General features: G+C 65.0%; 22 protein-coding genes. 13 read left to right on the forward strand and 9 right to left on the reverse strand.

Translation table 11 applies throughout. The features are described from left to right. Positions 1 to 64: 64 nt before the first annotated feature. The 4 genes from FJ423_RS13295 (at position 65) to FJ423_RS13310 (ending at position 4,126) form a co-directional block, all read left to right on the forward strand. Positions 65 to 538, forward strand: a complete 474-nt coding sequence (locus FJ423_RS13295) for a carboxymuconolactone decarboxylase family protein (RefSeq protein WP_140842319.1) — start codon at positions 65 to 67, stop codon at positions 536 to 538. A 338-nt stretch (positions 539 to 876) separates the two neighbouring features. Continuing rightward, the gene (locus FJ423_RS13300; protein WP_140842321.1) at positions 877 to 1,794 is read left to right on the forward strand and encodes a lysylphosphatidylglycerol synthase domain-containing protein; all 918 of its coding nucleotides are present in this window, start codon (positions 877 to 879) and stop codon (positions 1,792 to 1,794) included. 5 nt (positions 1,795 to 1,799) lie between these two features. Continuing rightward, a complete protein-coding gene (locus FJ423_RS13305) occupies positions 1,800 to 2,876 on the forward strand; it encodes a glycosyltransferase family 2 protein (RefSeq protein ID WP_140842323.1) in 1,077 nt (358 codons plus the stop codon). Positions 2,877 to 2,968: 92 nt separating this feature from the next. Continuing rightward, complete coding sequence (locus FJ423_RS13310) at positions 2,969 to 4,126, forward strand: hypothetical protein (RefSeq protein WP_140842325.1); 1,158 nt, start codon at positions 2,969 to 2,971, stop codon at positions 4,124 to 4,126. 222 nt (positions 4,127 to 4,348) lie between these two features. Here FJ423_RS13310 and FJ423_RS13315 read toward each other — a convergent pair whose 3' ends face one another. The 7 genes from FJ423_RS13315 to FJ423_RS13345 all read right to left on the reverse strand — a co-directional run bounded on the left by FJ423_RS13315 (position 4,349) and on the right by FJ423_RS13345 (position 11,417). Continuing rightward, positions 4,349 to 5,344, reverse strand: a complete 996-nt coding sequence (locus FJ423_RS13315) for a Rieske 2Fe-2S domain-containing protein (protein ID WP_140842327.1) — start codon at positions 5,342 to 5,344, stop codon at positions 4,349 to 4,351. Beyond that, the gene (locus tag FJ423_RS13320; RefSeq protein ID WP_140842329.1) at positions 5,341 to 6,486 is read right to left on the reverse strand and encodes a GNAT family N-acetyltransferase; all 1,146 of its coding nucleotides are present in this window, start codon (positions 6,484 to 6,486) and stop codon (positions 5,341 to 5,343) included. The genes FJ423_RS13315 and FJ423_RS13320 overlap by 4 nt, the downstream gene beginning before the upstream one ends. Next, positions 6,483 to 7,739: a F390 synthetase-related protein gene (locus tag FJ423_RS13325; protein ID WP_140842331.1), complete on the reverse strand. Its 1,257-nt coding sequence runs from the start codon at positions 7,737 to 7,739 to the stop codon at positions 6,483 to 6,485. The genes FJ423_RS13320 and FJ423_RS13325 overlap by 4 nt, the downstream gene beginning before the upstream one ends. After that, positions 7,736 to 8,560 carry an MBL fold metallo-hydrolase gene (locus FJ423_RS13330; protein ID WP_140842333.1) on the reverse strand — a complete coding sequence of 275 codons (825 nt, stop codon included), beginning with the start codon at positions 8,558 to 8,560 and terminating at the stop codon, positions 7,736 to 7,738. The genes FJ423_RS13325 and FJ423_RS13330 overlap by 4 nt, the downstream gene beginning before the upstream one ends. Then, on the reverse strand, positions 8,557 to 9,540 hold the full coding sequence (locus FJ423_RS13335) for an NAD(P)-dependent oxidoreductase (protein ID WP_140842335.1): 984 nt from the start codon (positions 9,538 to 9,540) through the stop codon (positions 8,557 to 8,559). The genes FJ423_RS13330 and FJ423_RS13335 overlap by 4 nt, the downstream gene beginning before the upstream one ends. Before the next feature lie 3 nt (positions 9,541 to 9,543). Next, the gene (locus tag FJ423_RS13340) at positions 9,544 to 10,533 is read right to left on the reverse strand and encodes a 3-oxoacyl-[acyl-carrier-protein] synthase III C-terminal domain-containing protein (protein WP_140842337.1); all 990 of its coding nucleotides are present in this window, start codon (positions 10,531 to 10,533) and stop codon (positions 9,544 to 9,546) included. An 86-nt stretch (positions 10,534 to 10,619) separates the two neighbouring features. Further along, a complete protein-coding gene (locus FJ423_RS13345) occupies positions 10,620 to 11,417 on the reverse strand; it encodes an alpha/beta fold hydrolase (protein ID WP_140842339.1) in 798 nt (265 codons plus the stop codon). A gap of 114 nt (positions 11,418 to 11,531) precedes the next feature. On the opposite strand from FJ423_RS13345, the gene FJ423_RS13350 reads away from it, so the two are divergent. Beyond that, positions 11,532 to 12,428 (forward strand): LysR family transcriptional regulator, encoded by an 897-nt coding sequence (locus tag FJ423_RS13350; RefSeq protein WP_140842341.1) that lies wholly within the window; start codon positions 11,532 to 11,534, stop codon positions 12,426 to 12,428. Here the strand turns inward: FJ423_RS13350 and FJ423_RS13355 are convergent. Both FJ423_RS13355 and FJ423_RS13360 read right to left on the reverse strand, forming a co-directional pair. Beyond that, entirely contained in the window at positions 12,425 to 12,874 is a 450-nt protein-coding gene (locus FJ423_RS13355) for a DNA polymerase III subunit chi (protein WP_140842343.1), read from the reverse strand. The genes FJ423_RS13350 and FJ423_RS13355 overlap by 4 nt on opposite strands. A 9-nt stretch (positions 12,875 to 12,883) precedes the next feature. Beyond that, positions 12,884 to 14,386 (reverse strand): leucyl aminopeptidase, encoded by a 1,503-nt coding sequence (locus FJ423_RS13360; RefSeq protein ID WP_140842345.1) that lies wholly within the window; start codon positions 14,384 to 14,386, stop codon positions 12,884 to 12,886. A 29-nt stretch (positions 14,387 to 14,415) separates the two neighbouring features. Here FJ423_RS13360 and FJ423_RS13365 point away from each other — a divergent pair, with 29 nt between their 5' ends. From FJ423_RS13365 to FJ423_RS13400, 8 genes are all read left to right on the forward strand, one after another. Further along, a complete protein-coding gene (locus FJ423_RS13365; protein ID WP_140842347.1) occupies positions 14,416 to 14,778 on the forward strand; it encodes a hypothetical protein in 363 nt (120 codons plus the stop codon). After that, the gene (lptF, locus tag FJ423_RS13370; protein WP_095767018.1) at positions 14,765 to 15,961 is read left to right on the forward strand and encodes an LPS export ABC transporter permease LptF; all 1,197 of its coding nucleotides are present in this window, start codon (positions 14,765 to 14,767) and stop codon (positions 15,959 to 15,961) included. Before FJ423_RS13365 ends, lptF begins: the two co-directional genes overlap by 14 nt. Before the next feature lie 2 nt (positions 15,962 to 15,963). Then, positions 15,964 to 17,046: an LPS export ABC transporter permease LptG gene (gene lptG / locus FJ423_RS13375; RefSeq protein WP_140842349.1), complete on the forward strand. Its 1,083-nt coding sequence runs from the start codon at positions 15,964 to 15,966 to the stop codon at positions 17,044 to 17,046. After that, entirely contained in the window at positions 17,046 to 19,460 is a 2,415-nt protein-coding gene (locus FJ423_RS13380; protein WP_181174789.1) for an LPS-assembly protein LptD, read from the forward strand. Before lptG ends, FJ423_RS13380 begins: the two co-directional genes overlap by 1 nt. Positions 19,461 to 19,696: 236 nt before the next feature. Further along, entirely contained in the window at positions 19,697 to 20,617 is a 921-nt protein-coding gene (locus tag FJ423_RS13385) for a peptidylprolyl isomerase (RefSeq protein ID WP_140842353.1), read from the forward strand. A 128-nt stretch (positions 20,618 to 20,745) separates the two neighbouring features. Then, positions 20,746 to 21,801, forward strand: a complete 1,056-nt coding sequence (gene pdxA, locus FJ423_RS13390; protein WP_224544069.1) for a 4-hydroxythreonine-4-phosphate dehydrogenase PdxA — start codon at positions 20,746 to 20,748, stop codon at positions 21,799 to 21,801. 7 nt (positions 21,802 to 21,808) lie between these two features. After that, positions 21,809 to 22,654, forward strand: a complete 846-nt coding sequence (rsmA, locus tag FJ423_RS13395) for a 16S rRNA (adenine(1518)-N(6)/adenine(1519)-N(6))-dimethyltransferase RsmA (protein ID WP_140842357.1) — start codon at positions 21,809 to 21,811, stop codon at positions 22,652 to 22,654. A gap of 68 nt (positions 22,655 to 22,722) precedes the next feature. Then, the gene (locus FJ423_RS13400; protein ID WP_140842359.1) at positions 22,723 to 23,016 is read left to right on the forward strand and encodes a DUF1330 domain-containing protein; all 294 of its coding nucleotides are present in this window, start codon (positions 22,723 to 22,725) and stop codon (positions 23,014 to 23,016) included. Positions 23,017 to 23,152: the final 136 nt, after the last annotated feature.

A 23,152-nucleotide genomic window follows, 5' to 3' on the forward strand; every position in this document is an offset into this window, starting at 1 on the left:
ACTGTAAGGTTCATCTTCCACACACCTTACATCGTAAGGCTAACAAAAACCAGAGGAGAATATCATGTCAGTCATTCGCATCATCTCAACCGCGCATTCCTGCCTTCGCTTCGCCTCGCTGATCGCCGCGGCGGGCGTGTCTGCCGCATTGCTCGCCTCCGCGCCGGCCCGCGCCGATGACTATGACGCGGCGCTGAAGGACATCCAGTCGACCATGGGCGGTGTGCCGAGCTTCATCAAACAGTTCCCCAAGGCCGGTCTGCCCGGCGCCTGGGCCGAGGTCAAGGCCATCGAGCTCAGCGACAAGACGGCGCTGACGCCGAAGGAGAAGTCGTTGATCTCGCTGGCGGTCGCGGCGCAGATCCCGTGCAGCTACTGCATCTGGTCGGACACCCAGAACGCCAAGCACGCCGGCGCCACCGACGAGGAGATCCGGGAGGCCGTCACCATGGCGGCGCTGACGCGCCATTGGAGCACCATCTTCAACGGCATGCAGGTCGATTTCGATCAGTTCAAGAAAGAGATGGGCGGAGAGTAAGGCTTAATCGGCTATCGGGCGGGCGCGACGTCCGCCCGCTTTTCGCCGCCTCGATCGAGGCTCCAACCAAGCTTGTGGATTCGCCGCCGCCGCTGCGCCAGAGCGTTTCACCGTTTCACGGAAACGGCGAACCGCTCTATCTCTTTGTTTTGACGCAATTCCGGACGGAAAACCGCTCACACTTTTCCTGAAATTGCTCTATAGGAACAGCGCCTTGAAAAAGCCGGCACGGATCCGATATCGGACCGGCGCCGGCCGGGCCGACATTCGAGAGCGCCCCCTTTGCAGGCCCTCGAATGGCGCTTCCGCCCCGACCGGGCGGCCCGTTGGAGACCTGTTTGAAGCGAGCGATATCGATAATCGTCACTCTGGCGCTGCTGGCATGGCTTGCCAGCGACCAGCGCTGGAAGATGGTCGGCGATGCCTTCGCCTCCATCACGCCGGGCGCCTTTGCAGCGGTCGCGGGGGCGCTGTTCGTCACCTACGTGCTCAGGGCGCTGCGTGTCTGCGACGAGTTCCGCGGCGACGTGAACGGCCGCTTCGGCGCCGTGCTTCGCGTCATCCTGATCCACAATGCGATGATCAACATCGTGCCGTTCCGCGGCGGCGAGACGGCGTTTCCGATCCTTTTGCGGCAGGTGTTCGGCGTGCCGATCGTGCGCGCCAGCGCTTCGCTACTGTGGTTCAGACTGCAGGACGCCTTCGTCGTCGGCGTGCTGGCTTGCCTCGTCTGGCCGGGCCTGCATCCGGCGCTGCGGGCCGCCGGCATCGCGGCGCTGATCGCCGCCGCATGGTACCTGCCGCGCTGGGCGCGCGCGCCGCACAACTGGGCGGCGGGCGGCAGGATCGTCTCGAAGCTCGGCAAATTGCGCGACATCTTCACCGAAGCGACGGGACGCTCGCGCTACGGCTGGTGGTGGACGATGGCCAATTGGGCGCTGAAGCTCGGCGTGCAGGGCTGGCTGCTCGCCATGCTACTTGATACCTCGTTCCAGACCGCCTTTCCCGGCGCGGTCGGGGCCGAGGCGGCCGCCATCCTGCCGGTGCAGGGTGTCGCCGGCTTCGGCACTTATGAAGCGGGCGCGGCCGCCGCACTGCTCTATTCCGGCATTGCCATGAAGGACGGCCTGCAGGCCGCGCTCGCGCTGCATCTCTTCATCCTGTGCTCGGCGGTCGCAACCGGTGCGATCGCCTGGCTGTTCCCCTCGAAATCGACGCTGCCGGAAACCCCGGCGGCGGGGCCGGCAAGGAAATGACCGCCATGAACGTGCTTCCCATTCCGGCTTCCGGATTGCCCGAGGGCGCCATCATGCCCGAGCACAAGCTCTCCATCGTCGTCCCGATGTACAACGAAGCCGACAATGTCGAGCCGCTGCTGGTCCGCATTCATCAGGCGATGGAAAATTACAGCCAGCCCTGGGAAGTGGTGCTGGTCGACGACGGCAGCACCGACGCCACGCCCGCCGAGATCCGCCGGCTGGCTGCCCAATACGGGCCGCATGTGCATGGCGTGGAACTGGTGCGCAACTACAAGCAGACCGCCGCCATGCAGGCCGGCCTCGACGCCGCGCGCGGCGACGTCATCGCGACGCTCGACGGCGATCTGCAGAACGACCCGTTCGACATTCCACGCATGGTCTACCGCCTGCTGACCGAGGATCTCGACCTCGTCGCCGGCTGGCGCAAGGACCGCAAGGAAGGTTTCTGGATGCGCCGCTTGCCCTCGCGCATCGCCAACAGGCTGATCGCCCGCGTCACCGGCGTGCGGCTCAAGGACTATGGCTGCAGCCTGAAAGTGTTCCGCGGCAGCGTCATCCGCAGCGTGCGGCTCTATGGCGAGATGCATCGCTTCATCCCGGCCTGGCTCGCGACGGTGACGACGCCGCGCCGCATCGCCGAGGAGGTGGTGACGCATCACGCCCGCATCCACGGCCAGTCGAAATACGGCATCTCGCGCACCTTCCGCGTGGTGCTGGACCTCGTCTTCATGTTCTTCTTCCTGCGCTACCGCACGCGGCCCGGCCATTTCTTCGGCGGCATCGGCATCGTGTTCGGCGTGCTCGGCTCGCTGATCCTTGCCTATCTCCTCGCTATCAAGGTTTTCTGGGGGCAGGATATCGGCACAAGGCCGATGCTGATCACCGGCTTCTTCCTGGTGATCGCCGGGCTGCAGGCGGTGACCTCAGGCGTGCTCGCCGAGATGCTGTCGCGCGTCTATCTCGAGGCCAATGGCGCGCTCGCCTATGTGGCGCGGCCGCAGGCCGCGCATGGCGAGGGCGAAGGCTGGCATTGGCCGAGCAAGCCGGCGACCGAGAAGGCGAAGCCGCGTAAGAAATGATCTTGCCGCTCCGGCATCGATCGCTGCCCGCGTTGCCAACCAGGCCGATTTCGCGCAACGATTTTTCGCGACGGGAACGACGCGAATGAGCGATGCCGGGGGCTGACGGATCCATCCTGATTACCGGGGCGCGGGCGCCGGTTGCGCTGCATCTCGCGCGCCTTCTCCATGGCGCGGGCCATAGGGTGATCCTGGCCGACACGCCGGCGCGGCCGATCGCGGCGGCGAGCAAAGCCTGCGCGCGTTATCATCGATTGCCGCCGCCGCGTTTCGAGCCGCGGGCCTATGCCGATGCGGTTGAGGAGCTGATCCGGGCCGAGGGCGTCGGCCTCGTCGTCCCGACCTGCGAGGAGGTCTTTCACCTTGCGCTTGCCTGGCGCGGCAGGAGCATGCCGGCGCTTTTGTTCGCACCCGATATCCAGCTGCTGGCGGAGGTCCACAATAAGCACAGCTTCATCCGGCTCGCCGAACGGCTCGGGCTGGAGGTGCCGGAAACGACGCTGCTCAGCTCGCGTGGCGATATGGAGGTCGTGCGCGGCCGCTCTCGCGAGCTGGCGTTCAAGCCGGTCTGGTCGCGCTTTGCCAGCCATGTGCTGCTGCGTCCGCCGCCCGAAGCGCTCGATGCGATCGCGCCCTCGGCCGCCATGCCCTGGGTGGCACAGCATTTTGTCGAGGGCGAGGAGATCAGCGCCTATGCGGTGGCGCGCCAGGGCAGGCTTAAGGCGCTCGCGCTCTACCGCTCGCTCTATCGTGCCGGAAAGGGAGCAGGCATCTTCTTCGAGCGGATCGAGGACGAGGCCGCGCGCGAGCTGGTTGAGCGGATCGTGGCCGGCACCACGTGGACCGGGCAGATTTCCTTCGACCTGATGCGGGAGCCGGGCGGCCGTGTGCTGCCGCTCGAATGCAATCCGCGCGCGGTGAGCGGCCTGCATTTCTTTCGCGACCCCGCGCGCTTCGTGGATGCCGTGCTCGGCGACGGTCAGGAAGTCGCGCCCGACGTCAGCGCCCCGCAAACGGTGCGGCTTGCGATGTGGATTTACGGATTGCCAGCGGCGCTGCGTTCGGGAGGGCTTGGCGAATTCCGAAAGGCGATGCGCGGGGCCGATGAGTTGCTCGATTGGCCAGCCGATTCGGCGCCCACAAGAGCGCAATGGCCGGCGCTGGCGGAGATTGCTGGGGTGGCATTGCGCGAACGCATCAACCTGCAGTCGGCTTCGACGCGGGATATCGAATGGAATGGGCCGGGCTAAGCATGCATATTGTAGAAGCTGACGGGACAGCGCCCCCCTCTGTCCTGCCGGACATCTCCCCCACTTGTGGGGAGATCAGCAGCTCGGTCGCCTCGCTCCTTCTGCCACGCCGGCGATTGGCAAAGCCGGCGCGACATCCAATCTCCCCCCCTCGTGGGGGAGATGGCCGGCAGGCCAGAGGGGGCGCGAAGGAACGCGACCTGCCGCCTTATCGGCAAACAATCACAGCTCAATCTCATGCACCCTCGCCTCAGTCGCAGCCGCTGGCATCTTCCCATCCATGATCGCGGCGATGTCGCGGCGCAGGAAATCGAGCGGGCCGATCACCGGCAAGGCTTGGGGCGGTAGCCGGGCATTGTCGCTGGCCGATTTCAGCACCCGGCGATCCTGATGCAGCGCGATGTTGAAAAGCGGCTTGAAGGCCAGCGCCTTCAGCTCGCCGAGCAGGCCTTGGCGCCGGCCGATCAGCCAGCCGATACCCTCGATGGTGCGCTCGTCGGCCTGGCGCAGATGGAAGGTGGTGGCTAAGACCAGCCCGTCCCTGCCCCAATATTCGAGCTCGGCGATGCCGGGATGGCGGAAGCGGCCGATGGTCTTCGCACGCTCGCCTTCCAAGAGCCGGCTGATCAGGCCCTGCTGACGGTCCTCGCCGGTATAGCAGGCCTCGACCCAGCCCTCGCCGCCGGTCACCTCGACCCGCACCAGATGGCGCTTCGAGGTCAATCCGCGCAGCAGGCCTTTATGGGTGAAATGGGTATGGGTGGCATCGAGGATGTTTTCCGCCGCATCGATGACCGTCGACTGCGTCGACGAGCGCACCCGCCGCACGATGACATCCTTGCCCTGCATGCAGTGCAGGTAAGGCTCGCTCGTCGGCGAGCCGGAAGAAATGAAGACGATGCCGTCGCGCTCGATCGCGGCAAAGCGGCGGACCCGGTAATGCGGCATGGCGCCGACATGGCCGGGGATCGCGGTGCAGCGTCCCTCGCCGTCATAACGCCAGCCATGATAGGGGCATTCGATCTCCCCGCCGACGATCCTGCCGGTCGACAGCTCGACCAGCCGGTGCGGGCAACGATCGAAAAGTGCCGCAATGCCGTGCGCCGAGCGGAACAGCACCACGGGCGCGCCGTCGAACAGGATGCGCTTCGGCCGCTTGACGATGTCGGTCGACAACGCCACCGCCTGCCAATGGGCTTCCCCGCCGCGCTCGCTCACAGTTCGAACCTCCTGAGCAGGGGGATGCCGACCCATGCCAGCACGGCCTCCATGACGCGGATCGCCATGCGTCGGCGAAGCGCAAGATGCCCGGCATAGACGGCGTTGTATTCGATCGCGGCGACCGCGCCGCGCCGGCGTTTGAAATCGGCGGCGCCCGCGCTCATGTTGAAGAACAGGCCGCGCAAAGTCGCGTGGTCCTGCGCCACCGCCATCATCATGCGATAAAGCCCGTCGGCGACCGGCATGCTGGTGTCATAGCCGACGATGGGCTGGGTCAGCGTGCCGCCGTTCTCGAACAGGCCGGTGACGGCGACCAGCTCGCCGCGCGGCCGGCGCAACCCCGCCAGGCTGATGATGCCACGCCGGTGCATTTCGGCGATGTAGCGTGCCGTGTAGTGAGGATTGAGCGGAGTGTATTTGTCGAGGTAGAGCATGGTGTAGAGCTGCTCGGCGCGCGCATAATCGGCCTCGGTGAAATCTTCATTGCCCACTCGCTCGAACGGCGTTGTGCGCAGGCAGGCGCGATCGCGCTTCATGTCGCGCGTCATTGCGGGCGCGGCGCTGCGATCGGCGAAGATGTAGATCTGGCGGGCCGCCAGCATGCGGAACCCCTCGGCCCTCAAGGCGGCCATGGTCGCCGGATCGGCGATATCGTTCAGCGAACGGATAACGATGGCGCGATCTGGGAAACGCGCGGTCAAGGCCGCGCGCAACGACACGGCTGTCGGCCGGTCGAGCAGCGGCACCGGATTGGTCGAATAGAGCCAGTTGTTGACCTGCGCCTGACGGTCGAGGCCGCTCGCCCTGACCAGCGGCGCGCAGGCGCCGATCAGGGTACTCAGCGCGCGCCGCAACAGAGGATGGGCGGCGAAGTTGCGCGTCTCATCCATCGCATAGTCGATGTAGGCGCTGGTCGGGCAGCAGATATAGCAATTGTGCGCCTCACTCCCGTCGTTCAACGTCAGCGGAAAAACCTGCCCGGCGATTTCGAGCGTCTCGACTTTCGTGTCCAGATTGGCGACGAGATCGCAAACCGATACCTCGTTGAAAAGCCTTACAAAAGCCTCGATCTTTGCCGGCTTATTCTCGACCCGGTCGGCCTGCTGCGTGGGCTTTTCCATCACCGCCGCGCCGCTCATCGCGCGCGCTCCAGGCGGGCTTCGACGCGACGCAGCTTGCGGCCTGTTTCCAGCGGCAGCGGCGCGCGGACGAGCGTGACGGTGGCGACCGCCTTTCGCGCATCCAGCAACGCTTGCACCGCTTGATGCGCGGCCGCCGCCGCATCATCCGCGAACGTTGGCGGAAGGCTGAGCTCGACCCTGTCCGGGCCGGTCTGGACAAGACGAAAATCGTCGATGCGGCGATCGGCCTTGAGCACGGCGTTGCGCAGCACATCCGGCGTGACGAGGACCGGGCCGTCCGGCGAGATGAGCCGGAACACATCATCCATGCGGCCGACGATCTCGTCGACGCAGCGCAGCGGCGAACCACATCGGCAAGGTGCTTTGGACAAGCGCAACAGGTCGTTCATCCTGTAGCGCGCCATGATCTGTGTCCGGCGACGAAAGGTTGTCACCAACGGCGTCACCAGCCCCTCGCCCGCCGGCTCGAATTCGAAGAAGACGGAGTCTTCGGCAAGATGCAGTCCGCCCCGGCGGCAGGTGACCGCGAACAAGCCTTCGGTCGCCATGTAGATCTGATCGAGCGGCAGCCGGAAGAAATCCTCTATAACCGGACGATCGACCGGATCCAGCGTTTCAGCCGCCGAGAAGACACGCTTCGGACGAAGACGGAAACCCTCGCTTGCGAAATGCCGCAGGATTTTCGGCGGCGCGATAATCACCGTCGGATCGAAGGCTTCGAGCGCGCCGCGCCAGCTTTCCGGGCCCGAGGTCAGATCGAAGAAGGCGAGCTTTATCAGGCGCGATTTGCGGGCGCTGTCGTAAAGCCCGGTGTTCTGCGGCAGGATGACGGCGACGCGCATGCTGCGCCAGAGGAGATCGGGCGCCGCCTTGGCCAGGATCGCGCCCAGCCAGCGGTATTTTTCGGCCTCGGAAATCACGAACAGGCCGCGATTGCCCGATGTTCCGGTGCTGGCGCCGATAGTGAGCGGTCCGGCGCGGCCATCGCCCGCCAGGGCCGCCCAGGCTTGCGCGGCGGTGAGACGGTGGATGTTGAATTCGTCGAAGCGCGCCATCAGCAGCGCCTTTTCGGCGACCGGCAGATCGATGAGGCGCGCCGGCGCCTTGCCGTAAAACGGCGCACGCGGCAGGTCGCGATCGAGGAAGCGCCGCAAGGCGGCCGCCTGCCAGCGCTCGAAATCCGCGCGGCTCTTCCGCGAGACCCAGCGCGTCAAGGCGAAGGAGCCTGCCGCTTCCGCCAGCCCGTTCATGCGGCCTCCGGTGCGAGGTCGTAAGATGTCGGGGCGGGATCATGGCAGAGCATCACTTCGCCGCCTGAGGCGAGGAAGCGACGCAGCATGGCGCTGGTCGGCTCGATCGCCGCGGCATCCTCGGCGATCAACGTGGCCGGGAAACCCGGCGTGCGGTTATGGGTCAAGGCATTGAGCAGCCATTGCGCATCGACGGCGTAGAGCAGCGGCCGGACCGGTCCGGTAAACAGCAGGCCGAACTGGCCGTCGGCATGTCCTGGAAGATCGACCGCGATCACGCTGCCGTCGCCGAAGAGATCGGCGCCGCCGGGGATGGCGCCCTGCGGCGTTACGCGGGGCTTCGCGGAGATGCCCTCCAGCCGCGCCTCGAAATCCGGCGGGAAGAGTTCGGTGAAGACGCCGCGGCGCAGATTCTGCCTCAGGCCTCGCGCCTTGACCCGCGCCCAAGCGGCATCGCTGGCGATGAAGCGGGCGCTGCGAAACAGCGACAGGCCCGAAATGTGGTCGGCGTGGAAATGGGTGACAATGATCGTGCGGATGTCGTCGGGCGACAGGCCGAAACTCTGCAGCAGCGGCAGAACCTGCTCGGCCGCATTGAGCTCGGGTTTCAGCAGCGCACCGTAGAGCCGCAGCATCCGGCTGCGTCGCGCCCCGCTCAAAGCTTCCTGCGTATAGCCAGTATCGATGAGCACCGGCCCGGCAGTTGGGTGAAAGAACAGCCCGTAGCGGACACGCAGCTTGACACTTTGCCAGCCGCCGCCGCGCAGGATCAATCGCTCGGCGGCGCTCACCCAGGCGCTGTTGGCGAAGACGATCCTCATGGCTGCGCACCACCGGAAAACGTGCGGTCAAGCCCTTGCTCGAACGAGATCTTCGGTGCCCAGCCAAGCATCCGCTTCGCCTTGGAAATATCGAGGCTTTGCGCATAGGCGAAGAGACCGAGCCCATAGCGGGTGACCGGCGGCTCGGGGCGGCCAGGCAACCGGAGCGCCACTGCTTCCATCAGGCCCGCCGCCAGCATCGCCGGCATGAGCGGCGTCGGCCGCCAGCGCGCCTCGAGACCGGCGCGGGCACAGGCCTCGTCGGCAATGCGGCGGACCGGCAGCACCTCGCCGCCGGAGATGTTGAAGATTTGGCACTCCGCTTCCCCGGGCGCGGTAAGCGCCGCCATGACCGCGTCGACGACATCGTCGACATAAGTGAGGTCGATGGCCGCCCGGCCATTGCGAAACAGCGGCAGCGGCCGGCTTTTGGCCGTCTTGATCAGGCGCGGCAGCAGCGCGTGGTCGCCTTTGCCGTAGATGCCGCGCGGCCGCAGCGCCAGCGGATGGATGGCCGGCTGGGCGAGCACGATCTTTTCGGCCTCGCGCTTGGTGCGGGCATAGTGATTGACGGGCTCCGGCAAGGCCACGTCCTCGCTGAGCCCAAGCTGGTCGCGGAAGGCAAAGCAGACGGACGGGGTGGAGATGTGGACGAAGCGGCTGACGCCTTGCCGCTGCGCGAAATCGACAAGGTTGCGCGTTGCCGTGACGTTGGCCGCCTCGAAATCAGCGAGGCGTCCGAAAGGCGAAGAGAGCGCCGCGCAATGGATGATCCGTTCGACCCTGCCAAGCCTCGGATCGAGCGCGGCGTCGAGCGGCTGCGCGAGATCGTGGCGGACGATGCGATGGCCGGCGGCCTCCAGCGCGGCGCAGCACGCTTCATCGCGGCCGAGCCCGAGCGCCAGCGTGCCGGACGCAGCCAGCCGCTCTAGCACATGCGACCCCAAGAAACCGCTGGCGCCGGTGACGAGCACGGCCATTCCTCAGACCTCCAGCGCCATGCCGCCGAAGGAGACGCCGGCCGACGTGCCGAGGATGAGCAGCTTCATGCCCGGCGCTACGCGGCCCTCGCGGCGCGCGACGTCCAGCGCGAAGGGAATGGACGCCGCGATCTGGTTGCCGAAGCGGGCGGAAATGTCGACGAGCTTTTCCGGCGCAAAGCCGGTCTGGCGCGCCATATGGGCAAGCGCGAACGGGCTCGCCTGGTGCGGCACGACGAGATCGACATCGCCATGCCGCCAGCCGGCGCGCTCAAGCAGAGCGGCGACGAAGCCGTTGAAATGGCGCGCGGTGAGCCGGAACAATTCCTTGCCGTCCATGTGGAACAGGCTGTGCGCGGCGAACGCTTCCTGCTCCTTGCGGAAATCGAAGCGCGTGCCGCCCGAACCGATGCCGCAGGCTTCCCAGCCCGACGGATAAGTGCGCATCAGGCTGGCCGCCACCTTGCCCTCGCCTTGGCCGCCTTTGCGCAGCACGGCGGCCGCGGCGCCGTCGCCGAAGAGCGCGGCGATCTCGGGCGCATCCTGCCACGGCAAGGCGCGCGAGGCGATCTCGGAGGAAAACACCAGCGCCGTCTCGCATTGCCCGGCCTCGATCATGCGGCCCGCGGTCTCGAAGGCGGTGAGGAAGCCCAGGCATGTGCTGTTGACGTCGAAGGCGGCAGCCGAGCCGTCGGCCAGCCCAAGGCGCTGCATGACCAAGGGCGCGGTCGCCGGCAGCGGCTGATAAGGCACGCCGCAGCCGCCGATGATCAGGTCGACGGCGCCGGGATCGAGGCCGGCATCCTCAAGCGCCAGCGTCGCCGCCGCGCAAGCTAGATCGATTTGCGATTCGCCCTCGCAGACATAGCGCTCGACGACGCCGGTCGCGGTTTCGAGCGCGCCCTCGCCGAGGCCAAGCCGCTCCTCCAGCGTCCGCGTCGTGACGCGCTCAGCCGGTACCGCCCTGCCGGTTCCGACGATCCTGATCCGCATTCTCCCCCCGCCGCATGAGCTTGGCCCCTATCTAACGCAAAAAGCGATCGATAGCGACGTTTCCAAGCTCATGCGGCACTGCCAGATCATCGCTTCCGAAGGAAGCCCGTCACCGCTTCCATGAACTCCGCTGGACGCTCGACATTGAGCAGGTGGACGCCGGGCAAAAGCAGGAGTTCCGCGCCGGGGATCGCCGCCGCGATCGCCTCGCTGTGGCTTGCCAGCGTCACCTTGTCGTCCTCGCCGCCGATGACCAGCGTCGGCGCGGCGATGAGGGAAATCGGGCGGCGCAGATCGGCGTCGCGGACCGCGGCGAAGCATCCCGCCAAGCCTTGCGGCGACATGGCGAGGATCGCGGCGTGGAATGGCTCGACTGTCTTGTTTTGACCGGCAAGCATGGAGGCAGGGAACCAGTTTCGCATGAACATGTCCGCCGTCGCCGACAGGTCGTCGGCCGCAAGCACGTTGCGTATCTGCTCGTCGAAATAGGATGCCGGCCCGAGATGTGGCGAGGTGTTGGAAAGGATCAGGCGCTCGATGCGCTCCGGTGCATGGATGCCCAGCCACTGGCCGACGAAACCGCCCAGCGACAGGCCGAGGAAATGCACGCGGGCAAGCCCGAGGAAATCGAGCAGTTCCAACACGTCGCGGCCGAGACGGTCGAGCGAATAGGCGCCGGCCGGCGCGTCGGAGCCGCCATGGCCGCGAAAATCATAGCGCAGCACGCGGAAGGATTTGGCGAGTTCCGGAACCTGGCCGTCCCACATGTGGAACGTCGTCGCGATGGAGTTGGAGAGCATCAGCACCGGACGGTCTTCCGGACCGTCCAGCCTATAGCCGATGCGGGCGCCATCGCCCGCAGTGAAGTGCAGCGTGTCGGTCATTTTGGATCCTCATCCTTTCGGCGCTTTTGGAAGGCTTTCGATGAGGCAAAGTAAGCATCGTAACCATCGAAGAAAATTACTATGATGTGACAATCTTTGTAGGATCTGTCGACTATGGATGGCGTGAAACTTCACGATCTCAGATGCTTCGATGCCGTCGCCCGCCGAGGCAGCTTCCAGGCCGCGGCACAGGCCTTGCACCGGACGCATCCCTCGGTGTTCGCGGCCGTCGCCCGGCTCGAAGAGCAACTTGGCCTGAGGCTGCTGGACCGCAGCGGCTACCGGGTGAGCTTGACCGACGAGGGCCGCCTGTTCCATGCGCGGGCGCAACTGACGATCCGCGAGTTCGAGCATCTTCGGACCTATGCCGGCCAGCTGGCGAGCGGCGAGGAAACCATGCTGCGCCTCGTCATGGGCGACGTCTGCCCTCGGCCCAGAATACTCGGCCTGCTCAGCTGCTTCTTCGCCGAGCGGCCGCGCACGCGCCTGCATCTCGACTATGAAGCAATCGGCGGGCCGGTCGAGCGATTGATGGACGGCGAAGCGGACCTCGTCTTCCACCGCGCTAACTCGTCCGATCCGCATCTTGAGAGAATCAACCTGTGCGAAGTCGCCTTCGTGCCGGTGGTGGCGCCTGGCTTCCTGCCGTTCGACCCGAGGAATGACGTCACGCCAGAAGCGATGCGGCCCTTCACCCAATGCGTGATCCGAGACACGGCGCGGCGCCCCTCATCCGAAAACTTCTTCGTTATCGACGGCGCGCATTCCTGCTCGGTGCCCGACCATATGATGAAGAAGGAGCTGATCCTGCACGGGCTTGCCTGGGGCCACCTGCCCGACTGGTTGATCGAGGACGACTTGCGCGAGGGACGGCTGATCTCGATTGCCGGCCGGCACATTCCCGGCCGCACCGAAACCGTCGCCGCGGTGCGGCGACGCGACAAGCCGCACGGACCTGTGGCCGAGGCGTTGTGGCGGCATCTTCAGGATAGTGCCGGACTTGCGAGCTAAGCCTTGCGCTCCCACCGCCGGTCGGCGGTCTGCTGCCAGTAGGTCACGGCGTGGCCGGCTTCCTTCATCGTCTTCCAGTGGCCGCGGGCGGCTTCGAGCTGTGCCGCGTCATGGCCGTCGAACAGGAAGACGGCGCGCTCGTAGCCGGACAAGTCGGGAGGCGTCGCGCCGTCGACCAGGAAACGGATCTGCGCGGCATTCTGGTTGCCCTCGCCCGTGGTGAGCAGGATCGGCTGCTCGGCCGGATAGGCTTCGCGGTCGGTGGCATGGGCCAGGAAGGAATCGTCGCGAAAAATCCACAGATGCTGATCAAGCGCGTCGCGGCGATCTTCCGTGCCGGTCTGCACCACCGCGCGCCAGCCGCGCTCGACGCTGCGCTCGAGCAGGCCCGGCAGCGCCTCCTCGAGCGTCGATTCGGTCAAATGGTAGAACAGGATGTCGGTCATCCCGGAAACCTAACCCTCATAGTGATCGCGGACCAGGCGGTCGAGCAAGCGCACGCCAAAGCCCGAGCCCCAGGACTGGTTGATCTCGCTCGACGGCGCGCCCATCGCGGTGCCGGCGATGTCGAGATGCGCCCAGGGCGTGTCCTTGACGAAGCGCTGCAGGAACTGCGCGGCGATGATGGCGCCGCCATAGCGGCCGCCGATGTTCTTCATGTCGGCGTTCTTGGAATCGATCAGCTTGTCGTATTCAGGCCCGAGCGGCATGCGCCACAGCCGCTCCTGCGATGCCTGCCCGGCGCCGAAAAGCCGGCCGGCAAGCTCGTCATTGTTGGAGAAAAGGCCGGCATAATGCTGGCCTAGCGCCACCATGACGGCGCCGGTAAGCGTCGCCAGGTTGATCATGAATTTCGGCTTGAAACGGTCGTTGGCATACCAGAGCGCATCGGCCAGAACGAGGCGGCCTTCCGCATCGGTGTTGAGCACCTCGATCGTCTGGCCCGACATCGAGGTGACGATGTCGCCGGGACGCTGGGCATGGCCGTCGACGGCGTTCTCGACAAGGCCGATGACGCCGACCACATTGGCCTTCGCCTTGCGCGCAGCGAGCGCACGCATAAGGCCGGTGACGGCGGCGGCGCCACCCATGTCGCCCTTCATGTCCTCCATGCCCGAGGCCGGCTTCATCGAATTGCCGCCGGTGTCGAAGGTGACACCCTTGCCGATGAAGGCGAGCGGCGCGTCCTTGGCCTTGCCGCCGTTCCAGCGCATCACCGCCAGGCGCGCGCCGCGCGGCGAGCCTTGCGCGACGCCGAGCAGCGAGCCCATGCCGAGCTTCTTCATCTCCTTTTCGGCAAGGATCTCGACCTCGACGCCGAGCTGTTCCAGCGCCTTGACGCGCTCGGCGAATTCGACGGGCCCAAGCGCATTGGCCGGCTCGTTGACCAGATCGCGCGCAAGCAGCACGCCGTCGACCACCGCTTCCTCGCCGGCGAAAGCCTTTTTCGCGGCAGCGGGATCGGCGCAGTGAACGGTTACCCTGGCGGGCTTGCCCGACTTCGTGTCGGATTGGCCGTCTTCCTTGTCTTTCCTGGTCTTGTATTTGTCGAAGGAATAGCTGCGCAGCAGGATGCCGGCGGCAAGGCTCGCCGCCTGGCGACCGTCGGGCTGATACTCCGGCAGATCGAGGATGACGGCCACCTCGGTCGCTTTGCGCAGCGAAGCGGCAACGGCGCCACCGAGCTTCAGCCAGGCATAGTCGTCGAGGCTCGAGACCTTGCCGGCGCCGACCGCCACCAGCCGGTCGACCGGCGTTCCTTCCGGGGCCAGCACCTCGGCCGAGCTTGCGAATTTGCCGGAGAAATCGGCGACCGGAAAGGCGCGAGCCAATGCACCAGCCGGATCGCAGGCCTTCGCCGCCTCGCCGAGCCCGCCATCATCGGCCGCGAAGACGAAGACGCTGCCCTTTTTGGGCGCGGCGAATTTGGCGAAGGAAATGGATGGTCTCGACGTCATCAGGTCCTGCTTTCGGGGATGGCCGTAGGGTGCCGGCAAAGGTAATTTTCAACGGGCGAGAGGTTTGGCAAGAGTGCGCGACATTTGGTCGTTTTCCGCCATTTGGCAAGACTTTGGCCGAAATCGCGGTCTATATCGGCCGCCACCATAGACAAAGGATTCGCCTCGGCACGGCCTTAGCTTGCTGCCGCAACCTGCTGTTAACCATCGATGTTTTGCATTTCTTATTCATTGGCGCGGAGACTCCGCCACGCCGGGGCACGTGGCGTGGGGCGACAAACCGGAGCGAGCCGCCCATGACGCAGTTGTGCGGGCGCCGCCGGATCACTACCTTGTCGGCGGGCATGATGCCGTTCGGCAAAATCGAGAAAAGCCTTCATGAAGGTCGTTGAACGCTACATCATGCGCCGCGCGCTGACGATGTTCCTCGCGGCGCTGGTCTGGACGCTGGCGATCGTGTGGACCACGCAGGTGCTGGCCAAGATCGACCTTGTCACCGACAATGGCCAGTCGGCGCTGACTTTCTTCGAAGTCGCGGCACTCATCATCCCCTCGATCATCCCGATCGTGGTGCCGTTCGCCCTGGTGGTGGCGGTGGCGCAGACGCTGAGCGCCATGAACACCGATTCGGAACTCGCCGTGCTCGGCGCCGCCGGCGCCTCACGCTGGACGATCGCGCGGCCGATCCTGCTGCTCGCGATAGCGGCTTGCGCGTTTTCCTTCATCGTCGACAACGCCATCGATCCCTATGCCAGGCAGAAGAACCGCCAGCTGGTGGCAGCATCGCGCGCCGACCTTCTGTCGCTGATCATCCAGGAAGGCACGTTCCGCAAGATCGACGAAGGCCTGTTCCTGCAGGTCGGCGAGCGGCTTCCCGGCAACCGGCTCGGCGGCATCTTCGTGGCCGATTCACGCGAGGAAGGCGCCAGCCTGACCTACTACGCCAAGACCGGCAGCATCGTCGAAAAGGGCGACGAGAAGGTGCTGATGATGAATGACGGCGTCATCAACCGCAAATCGGTGACCGGCGACCTCTCCGTCATCCGCTTCACCTCCTATGCCTTCGACATGTCGGCGTTCATGTCGGCGGCGAACGACATCACGCTTTTGCCCAAGGACCGCACGACGCAATATCTGCTCAGCCCGGATCCCAACGACAAGATGTTCCAGCGCGAACCGGGCAGCTACCGGGCGGAGCTCAACCAGCGTCTCGCCGAATGGTCCTATTCGCTGGTGTTCGCGCTGATCGCTCTTGCCGTTGCGGGTGACGCGCGCTCGCACCGGGAGGCGCGTATCAATCCGCTGATCACGGCAATCGCGATAGCACTTTTCGTGCGGTGGCTGGGCTTCTTCGCCGCAGGCAAGGCCGACAGGGTCTGGTACTATGTCTACCTGCTCTACGCCATACCGCTCATCGCCTCCGCGGTTTCGATCTGGTTCATCGTATCGTCGCGCACCATGGAATTGCCGGTCAGTTGGGCAGACTGGCTGACGGGCCTCGCCAAGCGTGCCGGCGACAACTGGACAACATTCAAGCTCTGGCTCGTCCGGCGCACTTCCGGCCAGGGAGCCTGACCATGGGCTGGACGCTGGGCCGTTATTTCTTCTTCCGTTACGTCTCGATCACCTTCTGGTTCTTCCTCGGCCTGCTGGCGCTGGTGTTCCTGATCGACTTTACCGAGCTTTCGGGCCGCACGACCGGGCTGCCCGGCTTCACCTACGGCACAGCCTTCGCCATTTCGGCGCTCAGGATGCCGATGATCATGCTGCAGACGGTGCCGTTCGTCGGATTGTTCTCGGCAATGGCGACGCTGGTGTCGCTCAACCGCCGTTACGAGCTGGTGATCGCCCGCTCGGCCGGCGTCTCGGCCTGGCAGTTCCTGTTTCCGTGCTGCGTCGGCGCGCTGATGTTCGGCGTGCTGTCGGTCGCCGTGATCAATCCGATCGCAGCGCATGGCTTTTCCTGGTCCGAGCAGATGGAGAACGACCTCAGGGCCGGCAAGTCGAATGCCGTCACGACCAACGTCACGCCCTGGCTCAGGCAGAAGACCGAATCGGGCGACACCATCATCGGCGCCCGCGCCATCCTCAATCAGGGGCTGGAGATGGCGGAGGCGGTGTTTTTCATCCTCGACCCGCAGGGCAACATCGCCGAACGCAAGGATGCAGCCAAGGCCTTCCTGCGCGACGGCTATTGGGAATTGCAGGACGTAAAGGTCTTCAAGGGGGGCAATATCCAGACGCTGGCGTCCGACAGGGTGCCGACCAATCTCAAGCCGGAATTCGTGCAGGAGCGCCTGGCGCGCCCGGAAACCATCCCCTTCTACGAGCTGCCGCGCAAGATCGAGGTTGCCCGGTCCTTCGGACTCAAGGCGAATGCCTTCGCCATGCAGTTTGATTCGCTGGTGGCCTTGCCGTTCCTTCTCGTCGCCATGACGCTGATTGCTGCAACGGTTTCAATGCGATTTGCGCGAATGGGACAGTCGGCAACGATGATTCTGGGTGGCGTCGTGGCCGGCTTTCTGCTTTATGTCGTTTCGGTACTGGTCAAGGCATTCGGTGTAGCCGGATTCGTGCCTACTGTGGTGGCTGCATGGGTTCCGGTTGTCGTGGCTATGTTCTTTGGGGTGACGTTTCTGCTATACAAGGAAGACGGCTAGTGAGGGAGGCGGTTTTGCGCAGCCATAGGCAGGCCGGTTTGGCACGCCTCTATGGGGCGACTGCCTTGGCGTGTCTGTTCGCTTGCGCGGTGCCGACGGCATCCGCGCTGGCGCAGCAGATCACTGCCAAGTCCGTCCCTTCCGGCACGCAGATGCTGCTGGCCGCCGATACGCTTGTCTATGACAATGACAAGCACACGGTGACGGCCGTCGGCGGCGTGCAGATCGACTATGGCGGCAACAAGCTGGTCGCCCAGCGCGTGGTGTATAACCGCGACACCAAGCGCCTCGTCGCCAGCGGCGCCGTCGAGTTGATCAATAGCGACGGCACCAAGGTCAATTCCGACCATATCGACATCACCGACGATTTCGCCGACGGCTTTCTCAACGCGCTGCGCGTCGAGACGGTGGACAAGGCCTATTTCGCCGCCGAGAGCGCGGAGCGCATGGGCGGCGTGCTCACCACCTTCCACAATGGCGTCTACACCGCCTGTGAACCTTGCGAGGACAAGCCGGACAAAGCGCCGACCTGGCGCGTCAAGGCGCGAAAGATCATCTGGAACGGCGAGAAGAAGACGGTCCGCTTCGAGAACTCGAATTTCGAGTTCTTCGGCTTCCCGCTCGCCTATCTGCCGGCCTTCGAGATCGCCGACCCGACGGTGAAGCGCAAGAGCGGCTTCCTGATTCCCGGCATCGTCTACAACAACCATCTCGGCGTCGGTATCAAAGTCCCTTATTATTTCGCCCTGTCTCCGACCTATGACCTGACCGTCACCGGCAGCGGCTACACCAAGCAGGGTTTCCTCGGCGAGGCCGAGTGGCGCCAGCGCTTCAACAACGGCCAGTACACGCTGAAGATTGCCGGCATCAATCAGCAGGATCCGAACGCGTTCATCGGCACAGGCAACCGTTACACAGTCGATTCGGGCGAGCCCGGCGATCCGAACAAATTCCGCGGCATGATGGGCACCAAGGGCCAATTCGCCATCAATGAGCGCTGGGACTTCGGCTGGGACGTGCTGCTGCAGACCGACAAGAATTTCTCGCGCACCTACAACATCGAAGGCTACAACGACCTCGTCCACCAGTCGTCGATCTACCTGACGGGCTTGAGCGACCGCAATTATTTCGACGTTCGCGCGATGCGCTTCGAGGTGCAGGAAGACACGCTCTCCAGCGACCTGACGGCGCGCTCGGCCAAGCAGCCCTGGGTGCTGCCGTCGCTCGACTACGCCTATATCCCCGACACGTCGGTGGCCGGCGGCCAGTTGTCATTCAATGTCAATACACGCGTGATCAGCCGCAACCGGCTGGATGCTGTGCTGGCCAATCCGATCGACAGCACTTCCATCAACAATGTGCGCGGCATCGAAGGCGAGTCGAGCCGGTTGACGGCGGAAGCCGAGTGGAAGCGCACCTTCACCACGGATGGCGGTCTGCAACTGACGCCTCTGCTCGCCTTCCGCGGCGATGCCGGTTACGTCAACGCCAATTCGGCTTCGCTCGCCGCCGTCAACCAGATGGGGACGAATCTCGGCGAGGACGACGACATGCGTTCCTCGCTTGCCCGCTACATGGCCACTCTCGGCCTCGAGGCGCGTTGGCCGCTCCTGTTCTCGATGGCGAACTCCAGCCATGTCCTGGAGCCGACGGCGCAGGTCTTCGTGCGCCCGAACGAGCAATATGTCGGAGGGCTGGCCGTCCCGAACGAAGACGCGCAGAGCTTCGTCTTCGACGCCACCACGCTGTTCGAGCGCGACAAATTCTCGGGCTACGACCGCATAGAAGGCGGCACGCGCGCCAATGTCGGCTTCCGGTATTCAGGCGCCTATGACAATGGCTGGGCCACGAATGCAATTTTCGGCCAGTCATACCAGCTCGCGGGCGAAAACTCCTTTGCCGCGCCCGACCTCGTCAATGTCGGGGCCGAGTCCGGCCTGGACAAGCAGACCTCGGATTATGTCGGCCTTGTCGGCTTCAACAGCCCGAGCGGCTTCTCCGGTTCGCTGAGCGGGCGTTTCGACGAGCAGACATTCGAGGTGAGGCGCGCCGAAGTGAAGGCCGCCTATTCCAGCCTGCCGATATCGCTCAGCGCCAAATATGCCTTCATCGAGGCGCAGCCGCTCTACGGCTTCACCACCGACCGCCACGAGCTCACGCTCGGCGCTTCGACCCATCTGGCGCAGAACTGGCGGCTGTTCGGCACCGGCACCTACGACATCGAGACAAATGTGCTGGTCAAGGACGGCGTCGGCTTCGCCTACAACGATAGCTGCTTCACTTACATCATGACGTATTCGCAGACGCGCGACACCGTCACCAAGGAAGTGTCGCAGAACATCGGTTTCAACCTGTCGTTCCGCACGCTCGGCGATTTCGGTTCGTCAACAAGCGCGGTCGATACCATCCAGTGATCAAGCGGCGGGCGGGCGGTCTCCGAGCCGTGCGCCGGCTGGGGCGCTGATGGGCTTTGGTCTTGATTTGGAGCGTGTTCCTTCGAAAATGGGCGCGTTTCCCAGGGCCATGCGCCGGCGACATCGTTTCGCCGCATAAGATGGGCATGGGGTCGACTGCATCCGGCAGGCGTTCGGAGGACGCGCGGCGCCGCGATGGCGGGAAACTCGAGATGGGGAAAAATTAGGAAGGTAAGATGAGGAAATACCTGTTTTCAGCGGGATTCGCGCTTCTGGTGGCGGCCTCCATTTCGGTCACGGCTGTCGTACGGCCTGCTTTCGCCGCTGAGATCAAGTATGTCGTCAACAACATGCCGATCACCACCGGCGACATCGCGCACCGCGCCGCCTTCTTCAAGCTGCAGCACAAGAAGGGCGATGCCGCGCAGGAGATGATCGACCAGACGCTGCGCCTGGCCGAGGCCAAGCGGCTCGGCATCCACATCACCGACCAGCAGGTCGACGCCGCCTACCAGCGCTTTGCCTCGGGCAACAAGATGCCACTGGCGAAACTCGACGCGATCATGGCGCAGTCGGGCGTCACCAAGGAACATTTCAAGGAATTCATCCGTGCCCAGATGGCCTGGAACCAGGCGCTCAGCTCGCGCTACCGCTCCGGCGAAGGCGGCTCGGTGACCGAGCAGGACGCCGTGCGGCGCATGCTGGACACGGGCGGCGCCAAGCCGACCGCGACGGAATACATGCTGCAGCAGGTGATCTTCGTGGTTCCGGCATCGGAGCGCGCCGGCACGCTCGCCAAGCGCAAGCGCGAGGCCGACGCCATGCGCGCCCGCTTCAGCGGCTGCAACACTACGCGGGAATTCGCCAAGGGCCTGATCGACGTCACCGTGCGCGACCTCGGCCGCGTGCTGGCGCCGCAATTGCCGTCCGACTGGGCCGAGCAGATCAAGGCGACCAAGGTCGGCGCCGCGACGCCGACGCGCGAGACCGAGCGTGGCGTCGAGTTCATCGGCATCTGCTCCTCGCGCGAGGTTTCCGACGACAAGGCCGCGCAGATGGTGTTCCAGGCCGAAGGCAGCAACGACAAGGACGCCGACGAGCTCAGCAAGAAATATGTCGCCGAGCTGCGCCAGAAGGCCAAGATCGTCGAACGCTAGAGCCGGATGATTTCAGGTCGAGTCGACCTGAAATCTGAATCCGGCTCTAAATCAAAGAGATAGGGCATGATGTCGTCCGAAGACCGCTGCACACTTTTCGGCATCATGCTCTGAGCGACAAGCGTGCGATGCCGCAGCCAGCCGACCGCATGAGCACGCAGAAGACCCACGCGCCGCTGGCGCTCAGTGTCGGCGATCCGTCGGGCATCGGGCCTGAGATCGCCATCGCCGCCTGGCAAGCTGGCGACAGCGCCGGTGTGCCGCCCTTCTATCTGCTTGCCGACCCCGCTTTGATCGAAGCCCGCGCCCGCCTGGTCGGCGCGAATGTGACGATCGCCGAGACCTTGCCCGGACAGGCGGCGCACCACTTTGCCCGGGCTCTGCCTGTCGTTCCGCTCGATGCGCGTCATTTCGACAGCCCGGGACAGCCGAACCCGGCCAACGCCGCCGGCACCATCGAGGCCATCGACCGCGCCGTCGCCGACTGTCTCGCCGGCCACGCCGCGGCGATAGTCACCTGCCCGATCTCCAAGAAGCCGCTTTATGATGCCGGATTTGGCTTTCCCGGCCACACTGAATATCTGGCACACCTGGCTTCGCGCCACACCGGCAGGGATGTGACGCCGGTGATGTTGCTGGCGGGACCGGATCTGCGCACCGTTCCGGTGACCATCCACATCGCTTTGGCCGAAGTGCCGAAGGTACTCACGACGGAGCTGATCGTCGCGACCGCGCGCATCACCGCCGCCGATCTCGAGAGCCGCTTCGGCATTGCGCGGCCGAAGCTTGCGATCGCCGGACTCAACCCGCATGCCGGCGAAGGCGGCGCCATGGGCCTGGAGGATGCTGCGATCGTGACCCCGGCCGTCGAGATGCTCAAAGCGGAAGGGATCGACGCGATCGGACCGCTGCCGGCTGACACGATGTTTCATCCGCGCGCGCGCGCTTCCTATGACGCGGCGCTCTGCATGTATCACGACCAGGCGCTGATCCCGGCCAAGACCTTAGCCTTCGACGAGGCGGTGAACGTGACGCTGGGCCTGCCCTTTGTCCGAACCTCGCCCGATCACGGCACCGCTTTCGACATTGCCGGCAAGGGTATTGCGCGCGCCGACAGCCTGATCGCCGCGCTAAGGCTGGCGCGCCGGCTGGCCGACAGCGGACGGCAGGCCACCGCCGCGTGAGGATCCATTGAGCGGGCGCACCACAATCGACGGGTTGCCGCCGTTGCGCGAGGTGATCGAGCGGCATGGCCTGCAGGCCAAGAAGGCGCTCGGGCAGAATTTTCTGCTCGACCTCAACCTGACAAGCAAGATCGCGCGCGCCGCCGGCGATCTCGGCGAGGCGACGGTGATCGAGGTCGGCCCAGGCCCGGGCGGATTGACGCGGGCGCTTCTCTTCAACGGCGCGCGGCGCGTGATCGCCATCGAGCGCGACGAGCGCTGCCTTGAAGCGCTGGCCGAGGTCTCCAGCCACTATCCCGGTCGCCTGGAGGTCATTCCCGGCGATGCGTTGAAGACGGATTTTGCCGCGCTTGCCGGCGGGGCGAACGGCGGGCCGGTGAAGATCGTTGCCAACCTGCCCTACAATATCGGCACCGAGCTTCTGATCCGCTGGCTGACGGTGGCCGATTGGCCGCCCTTCTACCAATCGATGACGCTGATGTTCCAGCGCGAGGTGGCGGAGCGCATCACCGCGGTCCCGGACAGCGACGGCTATGGCCGGCTCGGCATCCTAGCCGGCTGGCGCACCGAGGCGAAGATCGCCTTCGACGTGCCGCCGCAGGCATTCACGCCGCCGCCGAAGGTCACCTCATCGGTGGTGCATCTGGTGCCGCGCTTATCTCCCCTGCCCGTGGACGCCAGAAAGCTGGGCCGCGTCACCGAGGCCGCCTTCGGCCAGCGCCGCAAGATGCTCAGGCAAAGCGTGAAGAGCCTTGGCGGCGAGGCGTTGCTGACGCGGGCCGGCATCGACCCGACGCGGCGGGCGGAGACGCTCAGCGTGGAAGAGTTTGTCAGGCTGACCAACGCGGTTTGACCGCCAGCGTCACTGGAATCCAGACCCCGGCGCCATAGATAGTCAGGCGAAACCAGCCGGAGCCTGCAATGCCTGCCTATGTCATTTCCGATGTCACTATCCGCGACAGGGAGGCGTTCGAAACCTACCGAACTCGCGCCGCGGCCTCCATCGCCGCGCATGGCGGACGCTACCTTGCGCGCGGCGGCGAAGTGGAGGCGCTGGAAGGCAATTGGAAGCCCGGACCGCTGATCGTCGTCGAATTTCCCGATATGGACAGCGCGCGGCGCTGGTATCGTTCAGCCGAATATGCGGCCGCACTTGAAGTGCGCGACACAGCGCTCAGCCGCAACCTCATTCTGGTCGACGGGATCAGATTGTGACGCAGTGAATTGCCCGAAAACGGCCGCGCATGATAATGTGACCTCATGAAAAACAGAGCTGCCGCCTCGCATCTGAGCAAAACCGGTCAATTCGTTTTGACCCGTGATACAGGCGAATAAATCAGTGCTGTCGAAG

The organism is Mesorhizobium sp. B2-8-9 (genome assembly GCF_006439475.1).
Taxonomy (GTDB): Bacteria; Pseudomonadota; Alphaproteobacteria; order Rhizobiales; family Rhizobiaceae; genus Mesorhizobium.

Excerpts from the sequence above, each read along its gene's own strand:
- FJ423_RS13295 (WP_140842319.1), top strand. The coding sequence starts at position 65 with ATGTCAGTCATTCGCATCATCTCAACCGCGCATTCCTGCCTTCGCTTC.
- FJ423_RS13305 (WP_140842323.1), top strand. The coding sequence starts at position 1,800 with ATGAACGTGCTTCCCATTCCGGCTTCCGGATTGCCCGAGGGCGCCATC.
- FJ423_RS13310 (WP_140842325.1), top strand. The coding sequence starts at position 2,969 with ATGCCGGGGGCTGACGGATCCATCCTGATTACCGGGGCGCGGGCGCCG.
- FJ423_RS13320 (WP_140842329.1), bottom strand. The coding sequence starts at position 6,486 with ATGAGCGGCGCGGCGGTGATGGAAAAGCCCACGCAGCAGGCCGACCGG.
- FJ423_RS13325 (WP_140842331.1), bottom strand. The coding sequence starts at position 7,739 with ATGAACGGGCTGGCGGAAGCGGCAGGCTCCTTCGCCTTGACGCGCTGG.
- FJ423_RS13330 (WP_140842333.1), bottom strand. The coding sequence starts at position 8,560 with ATGAGGATCGTCTTCGCCAACAGCGCCTGGGTGAGCGCCGCCGAGCGA.
- FJ423_RS13335 (WP_140842335.1), bottom strand. The coding sequence starts at position 9,540 with ATGGCCGTGCTCGTCACCGGCGCCAGCGGTTTCTTGGGGTCGCATGTG.
- FJ423_RS13340 (WP_140842337.1), bottom strand. The coding sequence starts at position 10,533 with ATGCGGATCAGGATCGTCGGAACCGGCAGGGCGGTACCGGCTGAGCGC.
- FJ423_RS13345 (WP_140842339.1), bottom strand. The coding sequence starts at position 11,417 with ATGACCGACACGCTGCACTTCACTGCGGGCGATGGCGCCCGCATCGGC.
- FJ423_RS13350 (WP_140842341.1), top strand. The coding sequence starts at position 11,532 with ATGGATGGCGTGAAACTTCACGATCTCAGATGCTTCGATGCCGTCGCC.
- FJ423_RS13355 (WP_140842343.1), bottom strand. The coding sequence starts at position 12,874 with ATGACCGACATCCTGTTCTACCATTTGACCGAATCGACGCTCGAGGAG.
- FJ423_RS13360 (WP_140842345.1), bottom strand. The coding sequence starts at position 14,386 with ATGACGTCGAGACCATCCATTTCCTTCGCCAAATTCGCCGCGCCCAAA.
- lptF (WP_095767018.1), top strand. The coding sequence starts at position 14,765 with ATGAAGGTCGTTGAACGCTACATCATGCGCCGCGCGCTGACGATGTTC.
- lptG (WP_140842349.1), top strand. The coding sequence starts at position 15,964 with ATGGGCTGGACGCTGGGCCGTTATTTCTTCTTCCGTTACGTCTCGATC.
- FJ423_RS13385 (WP_140842353.1), top strand. The coding sequence starts at position 19,697 with ATGAGGAAATACCTGTTTTCAGCGGGATTCGCGCTTCTGGTGGCGGCC.
- pdxA (WP_224544069.1), top strand. The coding sequence starts at position 20,746 with ATGCCGCAGCCAGCCGACCGCATGAGCACGCAGAAGACCCACGCGCCG.
- FJ423_RS13400 (WP_140842359.1), top strand. The coding sequence starts at position 22,723 with ATGCCTGCCTATGTCATTTCCGATGTCACTATCCGCGACAGGGAGGCG.